Genomic DNA, 12493 nt, shown 5'->3' with positions numbered 1-12493 from the left:
CTTAACGAATAATCATGTCGTCACGATGCACGGCAACCGGGCCATATTCATAGCCCAGGATGGCGTCGATCTGCTGGGAATGGTGGCCAGCAATCCGACGCAGCGCGTCGCTGTTATAACGACTTACGCCATGAGCGATGTCGCGACCTTCAAGGTTACGGATTCGGATCACTTCACCACGCGAGAAGTTGCCTGTCACGCTTTTAATTCCTTTTGGAAGTAACGAGCTTCCTCTTTCCAGAATAGCGGCGGTCGCGCCTTCATCCACGGTCAATTCACCAGCCGGGGGCGCGCCAAAGATCCAGCGTTTGCGGTTTTCCAGCGGGGACGCCTGGGCGTGGAAGCGAGTACCTACAGAGATGCCTTCCATCACATCACCTATCACGCCCGGACGGCTGCCTGCGGCGATGATGGTGTCGATGCCGGCCCGGCACGCCACGTCCGCGGCCTGGAGCTTGGTGCCCATGCCGCCTGTCCCCAGACCAGAAACGCTGTCACCCGCGATGGCGCGCAGCGCATCGTCAATGCCGTGAACGTCTTTGATCAGTTCAGCCTGTGGATTAGAGCGCGGATCAGCGGTAAACAGCCCCTGCTGATCGGTCAGAAGCAGCAGCTTATCGGCCCCTGCCAGGATCGCCGCCAGCGCAGAGAGGTTATCGTTGTCGCCCACTTTGATTTCAGCGGTGGCAACAGCGTCGTTTTCGTTAATGACCGGAACGATATGGTTATCCAGCAGCGCACGCAGCGTATCGCGGGCATTCAGGAAACGTTCTCTGTCTTCCATATCCGCACGCGTCAGCAGCATCTGCCCGACGTGAATGCCGTAGATGGAGAACAGTTGTTCCCAGAGCTGTATGAGTCGGCTTTGTCCCACGGCGGCCAGCAGCTGTTTGGAAGCGATCGTCGCGGGGAGTTCGGGGTAGCCCAGGTGTTCACGCCCGGCGGCAATCGCCCCGGATGTCACAATTACAATACGATGCCCTGCGGCATGCAACTGAGCGCACTGACGTACAAGCTCAACGATATGGGCACGATTCAGGCGGCGCGATCCGCCTGTTAACACACTGGTACCGAGTTTTACCACCAGCGTCTGGCTGTCACTCATGATTCTCTGCCGTTCAACAATAAGGGAAAATGATGTCAGTCAGACGTTTTAACAGGTGTCAGCCCCGTTGCCAACTGCCTTAGCGCATGACCCGTCACTTTGTTGCGCGGGATCAGGAAGCGTAGCGGCACATTTTGACAATTTTATTACCGAAAAATTAAAACATACTTTTTTAGACATATTCTTACTTTGTCATAAAACTTTCACCCACGAACGATAAAACCCTTCCTGTTTTTCACGGGGTAATAAGCCGAATCTTATTACTCAGCGAATATTAGCGCGTTTTTATAAAATCAGGATTGAAAATGAAAAAGAGCACTCTGGCATTAGTGGTAATGGGCGTAGTTGCTTCCGCATCTGTTCAGGCAGCAGAAGTTTATAATAAAAACGGGAATAAACTGGACGTGTACGGCAAAGTAAAAGCAATGCACTACATCAGTGATGATGACGCTAAGGATGGTGACCAGACTTATGTTCGTTTCGGCTTTAAGGGTGAAACGCAGATTAACGATCAGCTGACGGGCTACGGACGTTGGGAAGCTGAGTTCGCGGGTAACAAAGCTGAAAGCGACTCTTCTCAAAAAACACGTCTGGCATTTGCCGGGCTGAAACTGAAAGACTTCGGCTCACTGGATTATGGCCGTAACCTGGGCGCGCTGTATGACGTCGCCGCATACACCGATATGTTCCCGGAGTTCGGCGGTGACGGCCTGGCACAGACCGATAACTTCATGACGAAACGCGCCTCCGGTCTGGCCACATACCGTAATACCGATTTCTTTGGCCTGGTTGACGGCCTGAATATGACCCTGCAATACCAGGGCAAAAATGAAAACCGCGACGTGAAGAAGCAAAACGGTGACGGCTTCGGTACCTCCCTGAGCTATGACTTCGGCGGCAGCGATTTTTCTGTGATTGGTGCGTATGCCAGCTCCGATCGCACCAACGAGCAAAACCTTCAGGCTCGCGGCGAAGGTAAAAAAGCAGAAGGCTGGGCAACCGGTTTGAAATATGATGCCAACGATATTTATCTGGCCACTATTTATTCCGAAACCCGCAATATGGCCCCTATTTCCGGTGGCTTTGCAAATAAAGCGCAAAACTTCGAAGTGGTCGCGCAATATCAATTTGACTTTGGTCTGCGTCCATCTCTGGGTTACGTGCAGTCTAAAGGCAAAGATATCGAAGGTATCGGCGATGAAGATATCGTGAAATACATTGACGTTGGTGCGACATATTATTTCAACAAAAATATGTCTGCCTTTGTTGATTATAAAATCAACCAGATCGATGACGATAATAAACTGGGCGTAAGCAGCGATGATATCGTTGCGCTGGGCATGACCTACCAGTTCTGATGTTGTGGTAATAAAAAAACCGGCGATGAGCCGGTTTTTTTATGCCCGATGATGCTGTGCTTACCAGATCTACGGGTTAATACATTTTACAGGCCGGGTAAGGCGTAGCCGCCCCCCGGCGCTGTGACATCATCAGGCTCTCAATTTCACCGCTTCGCTGGAAAAATCGTCCGCAGGCTCCAGCTTCAGATCCAGCGTGGCCAGCAGGTCGCGAGCTTTGCCGTGAAATTCTTTTAGCGTATGCTCCAGGCGATCGATCACTTCCTGATCTTTGATGCTCGTCGCCTGCCAGTGCCCGTCTTTATTAAACAGGCCAAACTGATAGCTATAGGTAAAACGGTTTTCCTGTGCTTCCATTTCCATCCACCAGCCCCAGAACTCACGTTTTTCGGGTGCAGGCTTCACGTTGACGCAAACAGCCAGGCAGTCGAAAAAAAAGCGATTCTCTTCACACTGCTCTTCTCGAATATACGGGCCAAGAGCCATGAACTTCTTAATCAGTCTACTTTTCGGGTGTCCACTCGGTAACGTCATTGCGATCTCCTTTTGTGAAGCACTGTTTTACCAAACCAACGAAATTTAGCAAACTATTAACACAATCTCTGCGTGATCCAGCGTGTGATCTCTTTCAGCGCTTTGTCAAAATTCTGGTACACCGGGCTGAAGGGCACCTCCAGCAATTTACCATCAGAAGATGACGACGTGATTAAGCGTGACTCCTCTTCCGGGCTAAACGGATCGTTCTTCCAGAAACCGGACATCATCGGAGTTGGACAGCGGCGGCCGAGTAAGCCCTGCGTTTTTAATGAATAACGATTAAGTTCAATGCGCAACGCTTCGTCTGAAGCATCATGCATGCCAAGTCGGCTCGCCAGTACGTCCAGATACATCTCAGGAACGCTACCCTGACGCGCAGGATCGCTTAACAGAGCATGCACCACCGGACCAAGACAGGCGACGGCCTTCAGGCGTGAAGATTCAAGGTAGGCAAGCCGTACCGCGACGTTAGCGCCAAAGCGGAAGCCAAACGCGCCAACCCGGGTGTGATCAACCCAGGGGATATTCTCCAGCGCTTTTAAAGCATGCTGATGCAGCAAGCTGGAGTCTTGCGTAAGTTTCCATTTGGATGAAAAACCAATGGAAGGCATATCAAGCGTGAGCATGGCGATTCCGTTTGGGGCAAAGTAGCGCTCATACAGGCTGTAATAGTCAATTTGTAACGAGTCCAGTCCACCGCACATCAGAACCGTCGGGAACGGCCCTTCCCCCTCCGGCATATGCAGGAATCCGGTCACCGGGCTGCCGCCGGGAATGGCGAACTCAATTTCACGCATCCGGCCAGGCAACCGCTGCGCAGCCTCTTCATAAGCCCGGTTTGCCAGCGCCTGCGCCTGCTCTGCCAGTTCGTCGCCTTTAAGATGCGGATATGCAGCGATGCTGTAAAGGTTTGCCGCATGCAGCCAGTGCTTGCCGCTGAGAGTGGCATCTTCTTCCTGGCTCGCTTTTTGCTGCCAGAGCATGGCCTGCTTTGACCATTCGTAGATCCAGTTTCCACCACGGTAGCCCACCACCGTATCGTAGAGATCGCTGTCGGTACGCTCGGACTCGCTCATCACGATACGCGCCTGCACGTCGAGGATTTCACGCGGATCGATGCCGCGCCAGATCCACATCAGGCGGTTAATCATTCGATACCAGTGGGGCACGTTTTTACCGTCTAACGCTGACTGAACGGCAGGCATTGTCCCCGGATTAAACCGACGCACCAGCGTCGACGTTTCAGGGTGCTTGAAACGGGGTTTGAAGAGAGTTTCGGTGAGATTCGCCTGCGTCATTGCGTTGCCTCCATGGATACGTCATATGAAGACCATTGTAACGCGTGGCAGGGTAAAAAGAACAACGCCCGGCATAACCGGGCGTGTAAAGTTACGTACTGAAATTAACGGCCAGAGATAGGCGGTACGAAGACCACGCCCATATCCCATGGCTGTTCAATCCAGGTATCCTGCGGGATATCAATGACGTAATCATCAACCAGTGGGCGACCCGCTGGTTTCGCGAAGATAGTGACGAAGTGCGCTTTTGGATACATTTCGCGGATAGCCACCGCAGTACCGCCGGTATCCACCAGATCGTCGATAACGATAAAGCCTTCACCGTCGCCTTCCGCGCGTTTCAGCACTTTCAGTTCGCGCTGGTTGTCGTGATCGTAGCTGGAGATACATACGGTATCGACATGACGAATACCCAGCTCACGTGCCAGCAGCGCCCCCGGTACCAGACCGCCACGGCTGACGGCAATAATGCCTTTCCACTGTTCGGAAGGCATCAGACGCGCAGCCAGTTTGCGTGCGTGAATCTGCAACATGTCCCAGGTGACGACGTATTTTTCGCTCATGTGAAGTGTCCCAGCCTGTTTATATACGGCTTAAAAAAAATGAGGGTGAACCAGGTTGCGCGAGATTATAGAGATCTGACGCACTAAAAACCAGTGTTACGCGCCATGAGCCTGAGTTTTTACATGCTTAATGCTACCAGCCACGGGAGAAAGTGGTATTCTCAGTTGCATCTCGCAAGCCTGACTTGTGGTAACGATTAACCTGCTAACCCTGTGACCTGCAACATTGTTTTGCAGCGCAACGACAAGGAGACCTATCGTGTCTGAACTGTCTCAATTATCTCCACAGCCACTGTGGGATATTTTTGCCAAAATCTGCTCCATTCCGCACCCTTCCTATCACGAAGAACAGCTTGCCGAACATATTATGGGTTGGGCGAAGGAAAAAGGTCTGCACGCTGAGCGCGACCAGGTTGGCAATATTCTTATCCGCAAACCTGCCACCGCAGGTATGGAAAACCGTAAGCCAGTGGTATTGCAGGCGCACCTGGATATGGTTCCGCAGAAAAACAACGACACCGTTCACGACTTCACAAAAGACCCGATCCAGCCTTACATCGACGGTGAGTGGGTGAAGGCGCGCGGCACGACTCTGGGCGCAGATAACGGCATTGGTATGGCTTCCGCGCTGGCCGTGCTGGCTGACGACAGCGTTGAACACGGTCCGCTGGAAGTGCTGCTGACCATGACTGAAGAAGCGGGCATGGATGGCGCGTTCGGTCTCCAGGCAAACTGGCTGCAAGCGGACATTCTGATCAACACCGACTCCGAAGAAGAGGGTGAGATCTACATGGGCTGCGCAGGCGGGATCGATTTTATCTCTACCCTGCCGCTGTCCCGCGAAGCGATCCCTGCCGGATTCGAGACCTTTAAGCTGACGCTGAAAGGGCTGAAAGGCGGTCACTCCGGCGGGGATATTCACCTGGGCCTGGGCAACGCCAACAAACTGCTGGCGCGTTTCCTGGCGGGCCATGCCGCTGAACTGGATCTGCGTCTGGTGGACTTCAACGGCGGTACTCTGCGTAACGCGATCCCTCGCGAAGCCTTCGCTACCTTGGCAGTGCCTGCGTCGAAAGCGGACGAACTGAAAAAACTCTCCAGCGTGTATCTGGAGATCCTGAAAAACGAACTGTCTGCAAAAGAGAAAAACCTGACGGTGGTGCTGGAGTCCGTTACGACGGATAAAGCCGCGCTGACCGCACAGTCTCGTGACACGTTCGTCCAGCTGCTGAACGCAACGCCAAACGGCGTTATTCGCAACTCTGACGTGGCGAAAGGCGTGGTGGAAACCTCCCTGAACGTGGGCGTGGTGACCATGGGTGACGACAGCGCAGAGATCATCTGCCTGATCCGTTCCCTGATCGACAGCGGTAAAGAGTACGTTGTGAGCATGCTGGAATCTCTGGGTACCCTGGCGGGCGCGAAAACGTCTGCAAAAGGCAGCTACCCGGGCTGGCAGCCGGATGCAAGTTCTCCGGTCATGGCACTGGTGCGTGAAACTTATCAGCGACTGTTCAACAGCACCCCGAACATTCAGGTTATTCACGCGGGTCTGGAGTGTGGTCTGTTCAAGAAACCGTATCCGGATATGGACATGGTCTCCATTGGGCCGACCATCACGGGTCCACACTCCCCGGATGAACAGGTTCATATTGAAAGCGTCGGTCACTACTGGACGCTGCTGACTGAGCTGCTGAAAGCAATCCCTGCGAAGTAATTCGTCGTCTGTTGCCCGGTGGCGCTACGCTTACCGGGCCTACAATTAGCGTAATCTACAGTCCCAACACCAGCTGACGCTCCAGCTGCGGATCCAGCAAGGTGACGTGCAGCCCCACCAGCCTCACCCCTCGCCCGCCCCGCCGTTCTTCCCATGCCTTTTTTGCCGTCGCGATAAGATCCTCTTTGTTGAGGCGTGGCCAGACGTGTTCCTGCGTCGTTTGCTGAAAATCGTTAAATTTCAGTTTGATGCCCTGCCGGGCAATAAGCAGATCCGGTTTGACCTTCAGTAAGCGTCGTTCAAGTTCAGGATAGAGTTGTTCCGTAATAATGGTTTCACATTCGGTCCAGTCATGGATATCTTCACTCAGCGTGCGTTCAACGCCGACCGATTTACGCAGCCGTTCGTTGTTCACATCCCGGTCATCAATGCCCTGACTGCGTTCCCACAGTACGCGGCCAAACTTGCCAAAACGCTTAAGCAGCAGCGCCAGATCGCTGCGCTGAACGTCTTCGCAGGTGCGTAGCCCCATACTTTCCAGCTTCGCGGCGGAGACTTTGCCCACTCCGGGGATTTTGCTGAGCGGCAGCGTCTTTAAAAACGCCGAAACCTCTTCCGGAGTGATAACGTACTGGCCGTTGGGCTTATTTAAATCGGAGGCGATTTTGGCGAGAAATTTGACCGGCGCGACACCCGCCGATGCCGTCAGGTTCAGCTCGTTGAAAATAGTCTGGCGGATCTCCTGCGCCATCAGGGTGGCGGAGCCGTGGCAGTGCACGCTGTGGGTGACATCCAGATAGGCTTCATCCAGCGATAACGGTTCAATCAGTGAGGTGTAGCGGGAAAAGATCTCCCGAATGTGGCTCGATGCTTCTTTATAGGCATCAAAACGTCCGGGCAAAAGAGTGAGATGCGGGCACAGTTTCAGCGCCATCGCTGTCGGCATGGCGCTGCGCACGCCGTATTTGCGAGCAGGATAGTTGGCGGTGCTGATGACACCGCGCTGTACCCGGCTGCCGCCAATGGCAATGGGAATATCCCGCAGCGCCGGGTTGTCACGCATCTCCACTGCGGCAAAAAAGCAGTCCATATCGACGTGGATTATTTTGCGCATAGTAAGCCCTCACTCGTTACTGGATAAGTATACAGTAAACAAATGAGGGTTGAGAAGTGTGCATGGAAATTGTCGGGTGGCGGCGTTGCCTTACCCGACCAGGAAGACTAAATAATGCGTTGCTGCTCGCGAGCCATCCGCTTTTTCCGCGCATCGCACGGTTCCGGACAATCGCACACTTTTTCCATTCCGATGGAAGAGATGCCTCCGCAACTGCCCTGAATGCTTTTACGCTTGATGATCCAGCCTAAGGACATGCCGAAGATCACCAGCACAAACACCGCAAAGGTCGCCAGAAAGGTCAGCATAATCAGCCTCCGAAATCATCGAGCATGATGTTCTCATCTTCCACGCCAAGATCTTTTAGCATCTTAATCACGGCCGCGTTCATCATTGGTGGACCACACATATAGAACTCGCAGTCTTCCGGTGCCGGGTGCTGTTTGAGGTAATTTTCATACAGCACGTTGTGGATGAAGCCCGTATAGCCTGTCCAGTTATCTTCCGGCTGCGGATCGGATAACGCCACATGGAAGGTAAAGTTAGGGTTATCACGTGCCAGTTGTTCAAACTCATCGTCATAGAACATTTCGCGCAGTGAACGCGCTCCGTACCAGAAGCTGATCTTGCGCTTGCTGCCAAGTCGTTTGAGCTGGTCAAAGATATGCGAACGCATCGGCGCCATACCCGCTCCGCCGCCGATAAAGACCATCTCCGCGTCAGTATCTTTGGCAAAGAATTCGCCGAACGGGCCGGAAATCGTCACTTTGTCGCCAGGCTTGAGGGACCAGATATAGGATGACATGACGCCAGGGGGGGCATCAGGCACATTCGGTGGCGGCGTGGCGATACGCACGTTGAGCATAATAATGCCCTTCTCTTCCGGGTAGTTAGCCATGGAATAGGCGCGGAGCGCGGGCTCTTTTACCTCGGAAACAAAGCGGAAGAGGTTAAATTTATCCCAGTCGGCCCGGTACTCTTCGGGCACGTCGAAGTCAGCATACGCGACGGTGTGTGCCGGACATTCAATCTGGATATACCCACCCGCACGGAACGGGACGCTCTCCCCTTCAGGGACACGCAGCTTGAGCTCTTTAATGAACGTGGCTTTGTTATCGTTAGAGATAACTTCGCACTCCCATTTTTTCACGCCGAAGATCTCCTCCGGCAGCTCAATCTTCATGTTCTGGCGCACAGCGACCTGACACGCCAGACGGCATCCCTCTTTCGCTTCACGCTTCGTAATATGCGACAGTTCCGTTGGCAGAATATCACCGCCGCCCTCTTTCACCGTCACACGGCACTGGCCACAGGAGCCACCGCCGCCACAGGCAGACGAGACAAAAATCCCGTTGCCGGAGAGCGTGTTAAGCAGCTTATCCCCTGCCGGGGTACGGATCTGATTCTGCGGATCGTCATTGATATCAATGATCACATCCCCGGAATTGACCAGCTTCGCACGCGCCGCCAGGATCAGCCCTGACAGCACCAGTACTATCAGCGTGAACATCACCACGCCAAGAATAATTTCCATTTGTTAGCCCTTATAGCTGCACACCGGAGAAGGACATAAAGCCCAACGCCATCAGGCCGGTGGTGATAAAGGTGATCCCTAAGCCACGAAGCCCCGCAGGTACGTTGGCATATTTCATTTTTTCACGGATCCCCGCCATGGTAACAATCGCCAGCATCCAGCCGATACCGGAACCGAAGCCATACACAACCGATTCACTGAAGTTGTAATCACGCTGAACCATAAAGGAAACACCGCCAAAAATGGCGCAGTTCACGGCGATCAGCGGCAGGAAGATCCCCAGCGCGTTGTACAGCGACGGGAAGTATTTATCGAGGATCATCTCCAGGATCTGAACAAGCGCCGCAATCACTCCGATAAAGGTGATGAAGTTCAGGAAACTAAGATCAACCCCCTCCACCAGCGCGCCATCGCGCAGCACGAAGTTGAATACCAGGTTGTTAATTGGAACGGAAAGCCCCAGCACAACGGTAACTGCCACGCCCAGACCAAATGCCGTCGATACCTTTTTAGAAACGGCAAGGAACGTACACATGCCCAGGAAGAAAGCGAGCGCCATGTTTTCAACAAACACCGCGCGCACAAATAAACTCAGGTAATGAGCCATTGTCGGTTACTCCTTTTCCTGCTGTTCAGGCTTCAACGTACGAATCAGCCAGATCAGCAAACCGATAATGAAAAATGCGCTTGGGGCCAGCAGGAACAGGCCGTTCGGCAGATACCAGCCGCCGTTCTGTACCGTATCCAGCACCGGAATGCCAAACAGCTTGCCGCTGCCAATAAGTTCGCGCAGGAAACCAACCGTCAACAGGATTACGCCGTAACCCAGGCCGTTGCCGATACCGTCCATAAAGCTCGCCAGCGGCGGCATTTTCATCGCATAGGCTTCAGCACGCCCCATCACGATACAGTTGGTGATAATCAGGCCGACAAACACCGAAAGCTGCTTCGAGGTTTCATAGGCGAAGGCGCGCAGGAGCTGATCGACCACGATCACCAGCGAGGCGATGATCGCCATCTGCACGATGATCCTTACGCTGTTGGGTATGTGGTGGCGGATCATTGAGATAAACATGCTGGAAAAAGCTGTCACCAGCGTTACCGCCAGCGTCATGACCACCGCCGTTTCCAGCTTGGTGGTGACCGCCAGCGCCGAGCACACCCCCAGCACCTGAAGCGTTATCGGGTTATTGGCTAACAGCGGGCCAATCAGCACCTTTTTAACTTCTTTCAGTTCACCCGTATCAGCCATTATTCAGCGCTCCTTCACGTACATTCTTCAGGAAGGGACCAAAGCCCAGTTCACCCATCCAGAAATCAAAGCTGTGCTGCACACCGTTTGAGGTGAGCGTGGCGCCGGAAAGGCCATCAACGGCAAATTCATCGCCGGGACGCGCGCCCCCTTTTACCACCTTCAGCGCAGGCTGGCCGTTGTCGTCGAGCACTTTTTTACCAACAAACTGTGCCCGCCAGTTAGGGTTCTCAACTTCGCCCCCCAGCCCCGGCGTTTCGCCCTGATCGTAATAAGTAATGCCTTTAACCGTACGGCCGTCGGTATCCAGCGCCACAAAGGCGTACATCATTGACCATAAACCGTTGCCATAGATGGGCAACACGATTTTCTGAATGCGTTTTTGCTCGTCACGGACGAGGTAAATCTCCGCGACATTGCTGCGGCGCTTAATGCCTGCCGGATCCTGCGAGGCGTCAAGCGTGGTGCTCATTTGCGGATCTTTTAGCGCCAGCGCCTGGTTGTATTTCGCCGGGTCTTTATCCATTAACTCCCCGGTTTTTAAATCCACCAGCCGTGCGGTAATACGTTCGGCAAACACCGCTGCGACGTCATCCTTCGTCATGCCTTCCTGCATCAGCCCGGCAACGGCCAGGATGTTACGCTGTTTATCCAGCGCACGTTGCTCCTGCTGTAGCGGTTTCAACCCTACGGCAGAACCGGCCACGACAATGGAACAAACCAGACACAGTACCAGCACCACCAGCAGCGTTTTGCTGATGCTGTCGTTATTTTTGATCTCAGCCACGCGCCTTCCTCCGCTTAATGTTGGCGCGCACGACCAGGTAGTCGAACAGCGGCGCAAACAGATTGGCAAACAGAATGGCCAACATCATCCCTTCCGGATAAGCCGGGTTGACCACGCGAATCAGTACACACATCACCCCAATGAGCGCGCCGTAACACCATTTACCTCTGTCGGTAAACGAAGCCGAGACCGGATCGGTGGCCATGAACATCATGCCAAACGCAAAGCCTCCCAGCACAAGGTGCCAGTACCACGGCATGGAGAACATCGGGTTTGTGTCTGAATCAATGAAGTTGAAAAGCGTGGCGGTGAGTACCATCCCGAGCATGACGCCAGCGACAATGCGCCAGGACGCCACGCGGCCAAAGAGGATGATAGCCCCGCCGATCAAAATCATCAGGGTAGACACTTCACCGATGGAGCCTGGAATATTGCCGATAAACGCATCAAACCAGGTGACAGGCTGTCCGGTTGCATTATTGACCAGCGTTTCGCCGCCGCCAGCCGCCCACTGTGAAAGTGGCGTCGCGCCGGAGAATCCGTCTGCTGCCGTCCACACCAGGTCGCCCGAGATTTGCGCCGGATAAGCAAAGAACAGGAACGCGCGTCCTGCCAGCGCCGGGTTGAGGAAGTTGCGTCCGGTCCCGCCGAAGATCTCCTTGGCAATCACCACGCCAAAGCTGATCCCCATCGCCGCCTGCCAGAGCGGCAGCGTTGGCGGAACAATCAGCGCAAACAGAATAGAGGTAACAAAGAAGCCCTCGTTGATCTCATGTTTGCGAATAATGGCGAACAGCACCTCCCAGAAACCGCCCACGATAAAGACAGTCATATAGATGGGGAGGAAGAAGACAGCGCCCAGCGTCATCATGCTGATCCAGCCGGCATCTGCCGCAAAGCTCACCCCCAGCGACTGTGCCAGACGATAGTGCCAGTCAGACTGAATCACCTGCGCCAGCTGCTCTGCATCATACATATGGTGCAGCGCCGGAATAGTTTGCAACCCAACGTTATACATCCCCCAGAACATGGCCGGGAAGACCGCAAACCAGACCAGAATCATCATTCGCTTGAGGTCGATGGCGTCGCGAACGTGCGCCGCGCCTTTCGTTACCAGACCCGGCGTGTAGAAAATGGTCGTTGTCGCTTCATACAGCGGGTAGTACTTTTTGAGCTTCCCTTCGGTAAAGTGCGGCTCAATTTTTTCAAAGAGGTGTTTTAAGCCCAT

At 53.8% G+C, this 12493-nt stretch carries 13 protein-coding genes; 2 read left to right on the top strand and 11 right to left on the bottom strand.

The genetic code is table 11. The features are described from left to right. Window position 1: 1 nt before the first annotated feature. Window positions 2–1105, bottom strand: a complete 1104-nt coding sequence (gene proB, locus ACOTX4_RS23190; RefSeq protein WP_015571369.1) for a glutamate 5-kinase — start codon at window positions 1103–1105, stop codon at window positions 2–4. Window positions 1106–1410: 305 nt separating this feature from the next. Here proB and phoE point away from each other — a divergent pair, with 305 nt between their 5' ends. After that, the gene (gene phoE, locus ACOTX4_RS23185) at window positions 1411–2463 is read left to right on the top strand and encodes a phosphoporin PhoE (RefSeq protein ID WP_003863199.1); all 1053 of its coding nucleotides are present in this window, start codon (window positions 1411–1413) and stop codon (window positions 2461–2463) included. A gap of 132 nt (window positions 2464–2595) precedes the next feature. Here the strand turns inward: phoE and crl are convergent, their stop codons facing one another. From crl to gpt, 3 genes are all read right to left on the bottom strand, one after another. Further along, window positions 2596–2997 carry a sigma factor-binding protein Crl gene (crl, locus tag ACOTX4_RS23180; RefSeq protein WP_006809999.1) on the bottom strand — a complete coding sequence of 134 codons (402 nt, stop codon included), beginning with the start codon at window positions 2995–2997 and terminating at the stop codon, window positions 2596–2598. Between the two features lie 56 nt (window positions 2998–3053). After that, a complete protein-coding gene (gene frsA / locus ACOTX4_RS23175; protein WP_023295967.1) occupies window positions 3054–4298 on the bottom strand; it encodes an esterase FrsA in 1245 nt (414 codons plus the stop codon). A gap of 104 nt (window positions 4299–4402) precedes the next feature. Next, entirely contained in the window at window positions 4403–4861 is a 459-nt protein-coding gene (gene gpt / locus ACOTX4_RS23170) for a xanthine phosphoribosyltransferase (RefSeq protein ID WP_003863205.1), read from the bottom strand. A 259-nt stretch (window positions 4862–5120) separates the two neighbouring features. Here gpt and pepD point away from each other — a divergent pair, with 259 nt between their 5' ends. After that, a complete protein-coding gene (gene pepD / locus ACOTX4_RS23165) occupies window positions 5121–6578 on the top strand; it encodes a cytosol nonspecific dipeptidase (RefSeq protein ID WP_003863206.1) in 1458 nt (485 codons plus the stop codon). Between the two features lie 55 nt (window positions 6579–6633). Here the strand turns inward: pepD and dinB are convergent, their stop codons facing one another. From dinB to ACOTX4_RS23130, 7 genes are all read right to left on the bottom strand, one after another. Further along, complete coding sequence (gene dinB, locus ACOTX4_RS23160; protein WP_003863209.1) at window positions 6634–7692, bottom strand: DNA polymerase IV; 1059 nt, start codon at window positions 7690–7692, stop codon at window positions 6634–6636. A gap of 107 nt (window positions 7693–7799) precedes the next feature. Beyond that, a complete protein-coding gene (nqrM, locus tag ACOTX4_RS23155) occupies window positions 7800–8000 on the bottom strand; it encodes a (Na+)-NQR maturation NqrM (protein WP_003863212.1) in 201 nt (66 codons plus the stop codon). 2 nt (window positions 8001–8002) lie between these two features. Continuing rightward, the gene (gene nqrF, locus ACOTX4_RS23150) at window positions 8003–9226 is read right to left on the bottom strand and encodes an NADH:ubiquinone reductase (Na(+)-transporting) subunit F (protein ID WP_023315477.1); all 1224 of its coding nucleotides are present in this window, start codon (window positions 9224–9226) and stop codon (window positions 8003–8005) included. Between the two features lie 10 nt (window positions 9227–9236). Beyond that, window positions 9237–9833: an NADH:ubiquinone reductase (Na(+)-transporting) subunit E gene (gene nqrE, locus ACOTX4_RS23145; RefSeq protein ID WP_003863217.1), complete on the bottom strand. Its 597-nt coding sequence runs from the start codon at window positions 9831–9833 to the stop codon at window positions 9237–9239. Window positions 9834–9839: 6 nt separating this feature from the next. Continuing rightward, window positions 9840–10478: an NADH:ubiquinone reductase (Na(+)-transporting) subunit D gene (locus tag ACOTX4_RS23140; protein WP_003863219.1), complete on the bottom strand. Its 639-nt coding sequence runs from the start codon at window positions 10476–10478 to the stop codon at window positions 9840–9842. Next, complete coding sequence (locus tag ACOTX4_RS23135; protein WP_003863221.1) at window positions 10471–11265, bottom strand: Na(+)-translocating NADH-quinone reductase subunit C; 795 nt, start codon at window positions 11263–11265, stop codon at window positions 10471–10473. Before ACOTX4_RS23135 ends, ACOTX4_RS23140 begins: the two co-directional genes overlap by 8 nt. After that, entirely contained in the window at window positions 11258–12493 is a 1236-nt protein-coding gene (locus ACOTX4_RS23130; protein ID WP_045332027.1) for an NADH:ubiquinone reductase (Na(+)-transporting) subunit B, read from the bottom strand. The genes ACOTX4_RS23135 and ACOTX4_RS23130 overlap by 8 nt, the downstream gene beginning before the upstream one ends.

The organism is Enterobacter cloacae complex sp. IR5459 (assembly GCF_049238005.1).
Classification (GTDB): Bacteria; Pseudomonadota; Gammaproteobacteria; order Enterobacterales; family Enterobacteriaceae; genus Enterobacter; species Enterobacter hormaechei_C.
The sequence above is the reverse complement of the archived record's forward strand: the minus strand, read 5'-3'. Positions and strand labels throughout refer to the sequence as shown.

Coding starts and splice junctions, on each gene's coding strand:
- frsA (WP_023295967.1), bottom strand. CDS start 4,298: ATGACGCAGGCGAATCTCACCGAAACTCTCTTCAAACCCCGTTTCAAG.
- proB (WP_015571369.1), bottom strand. CDS start 1,105: ATGAGTGACAGCCAGACGCTGGTGGTAAAACTCGGTACCAGTGTGTTA.
- nqrE (WP_003863217.1), bottom strand. CDS start 9,833: ATGGCTCATTACCTGAGTTTATTTGTGCGCGCGGTGTTTGTTGAAAAC.
- gpt (WP_003863205.1), bottom strand. CDS start 4,861: ATGAGCGAAAAATACGTCGTCACCTGGGACATGTTGCAGATTCACGCA.
- nqrM (WP_003863212.1), bottom strand. CDS start 8,000: ATGCTGACCTTTCTGGCGACCTTTGCGGTGTTTGTGCTGGTGATCTTC.
- nqrF (WP_023315477.1), bottom strand. CDS start 9,226: ATGGAAATTATTCTTGGCGTGGTGATGTTCACGCTGATAGTACTGGTG.
- ACOTX4_RS23130 (WP_045332027.1), bottom strand. CDS start 12,493: ATGGGCTTAAAACACCTCTTTGAAAAAATTGAGCCGCACTTTACCGAA.
- phoE (WP_003863199.1), top strand. CDS start 1,411: ATGAAAAAGAGCACTCTGGCATTAGTGGTAATGGGCGTAGTTGCTTCC.
- crl (WP_006809999.1), bottom strand. CDS start 2,997: ATGACGTTACCGAGTGGACACCCGAAAAGTAGACTGATTAAGAAGTTC.
- ACOTX4_RS23140 (WP_003863219.1), bottom strand. CDS start 10,478: ATGGCTGATACGGGTGAACTGAAAGAAGTTAAAAAGGTGCTGATTGGC.
- dinB (WP_003863209.1), bottom strand. CDS start 7,692: ATGCGCAAAATAATCCACGTCGATATGGACTGCTTTTTTGCCGCAGTG.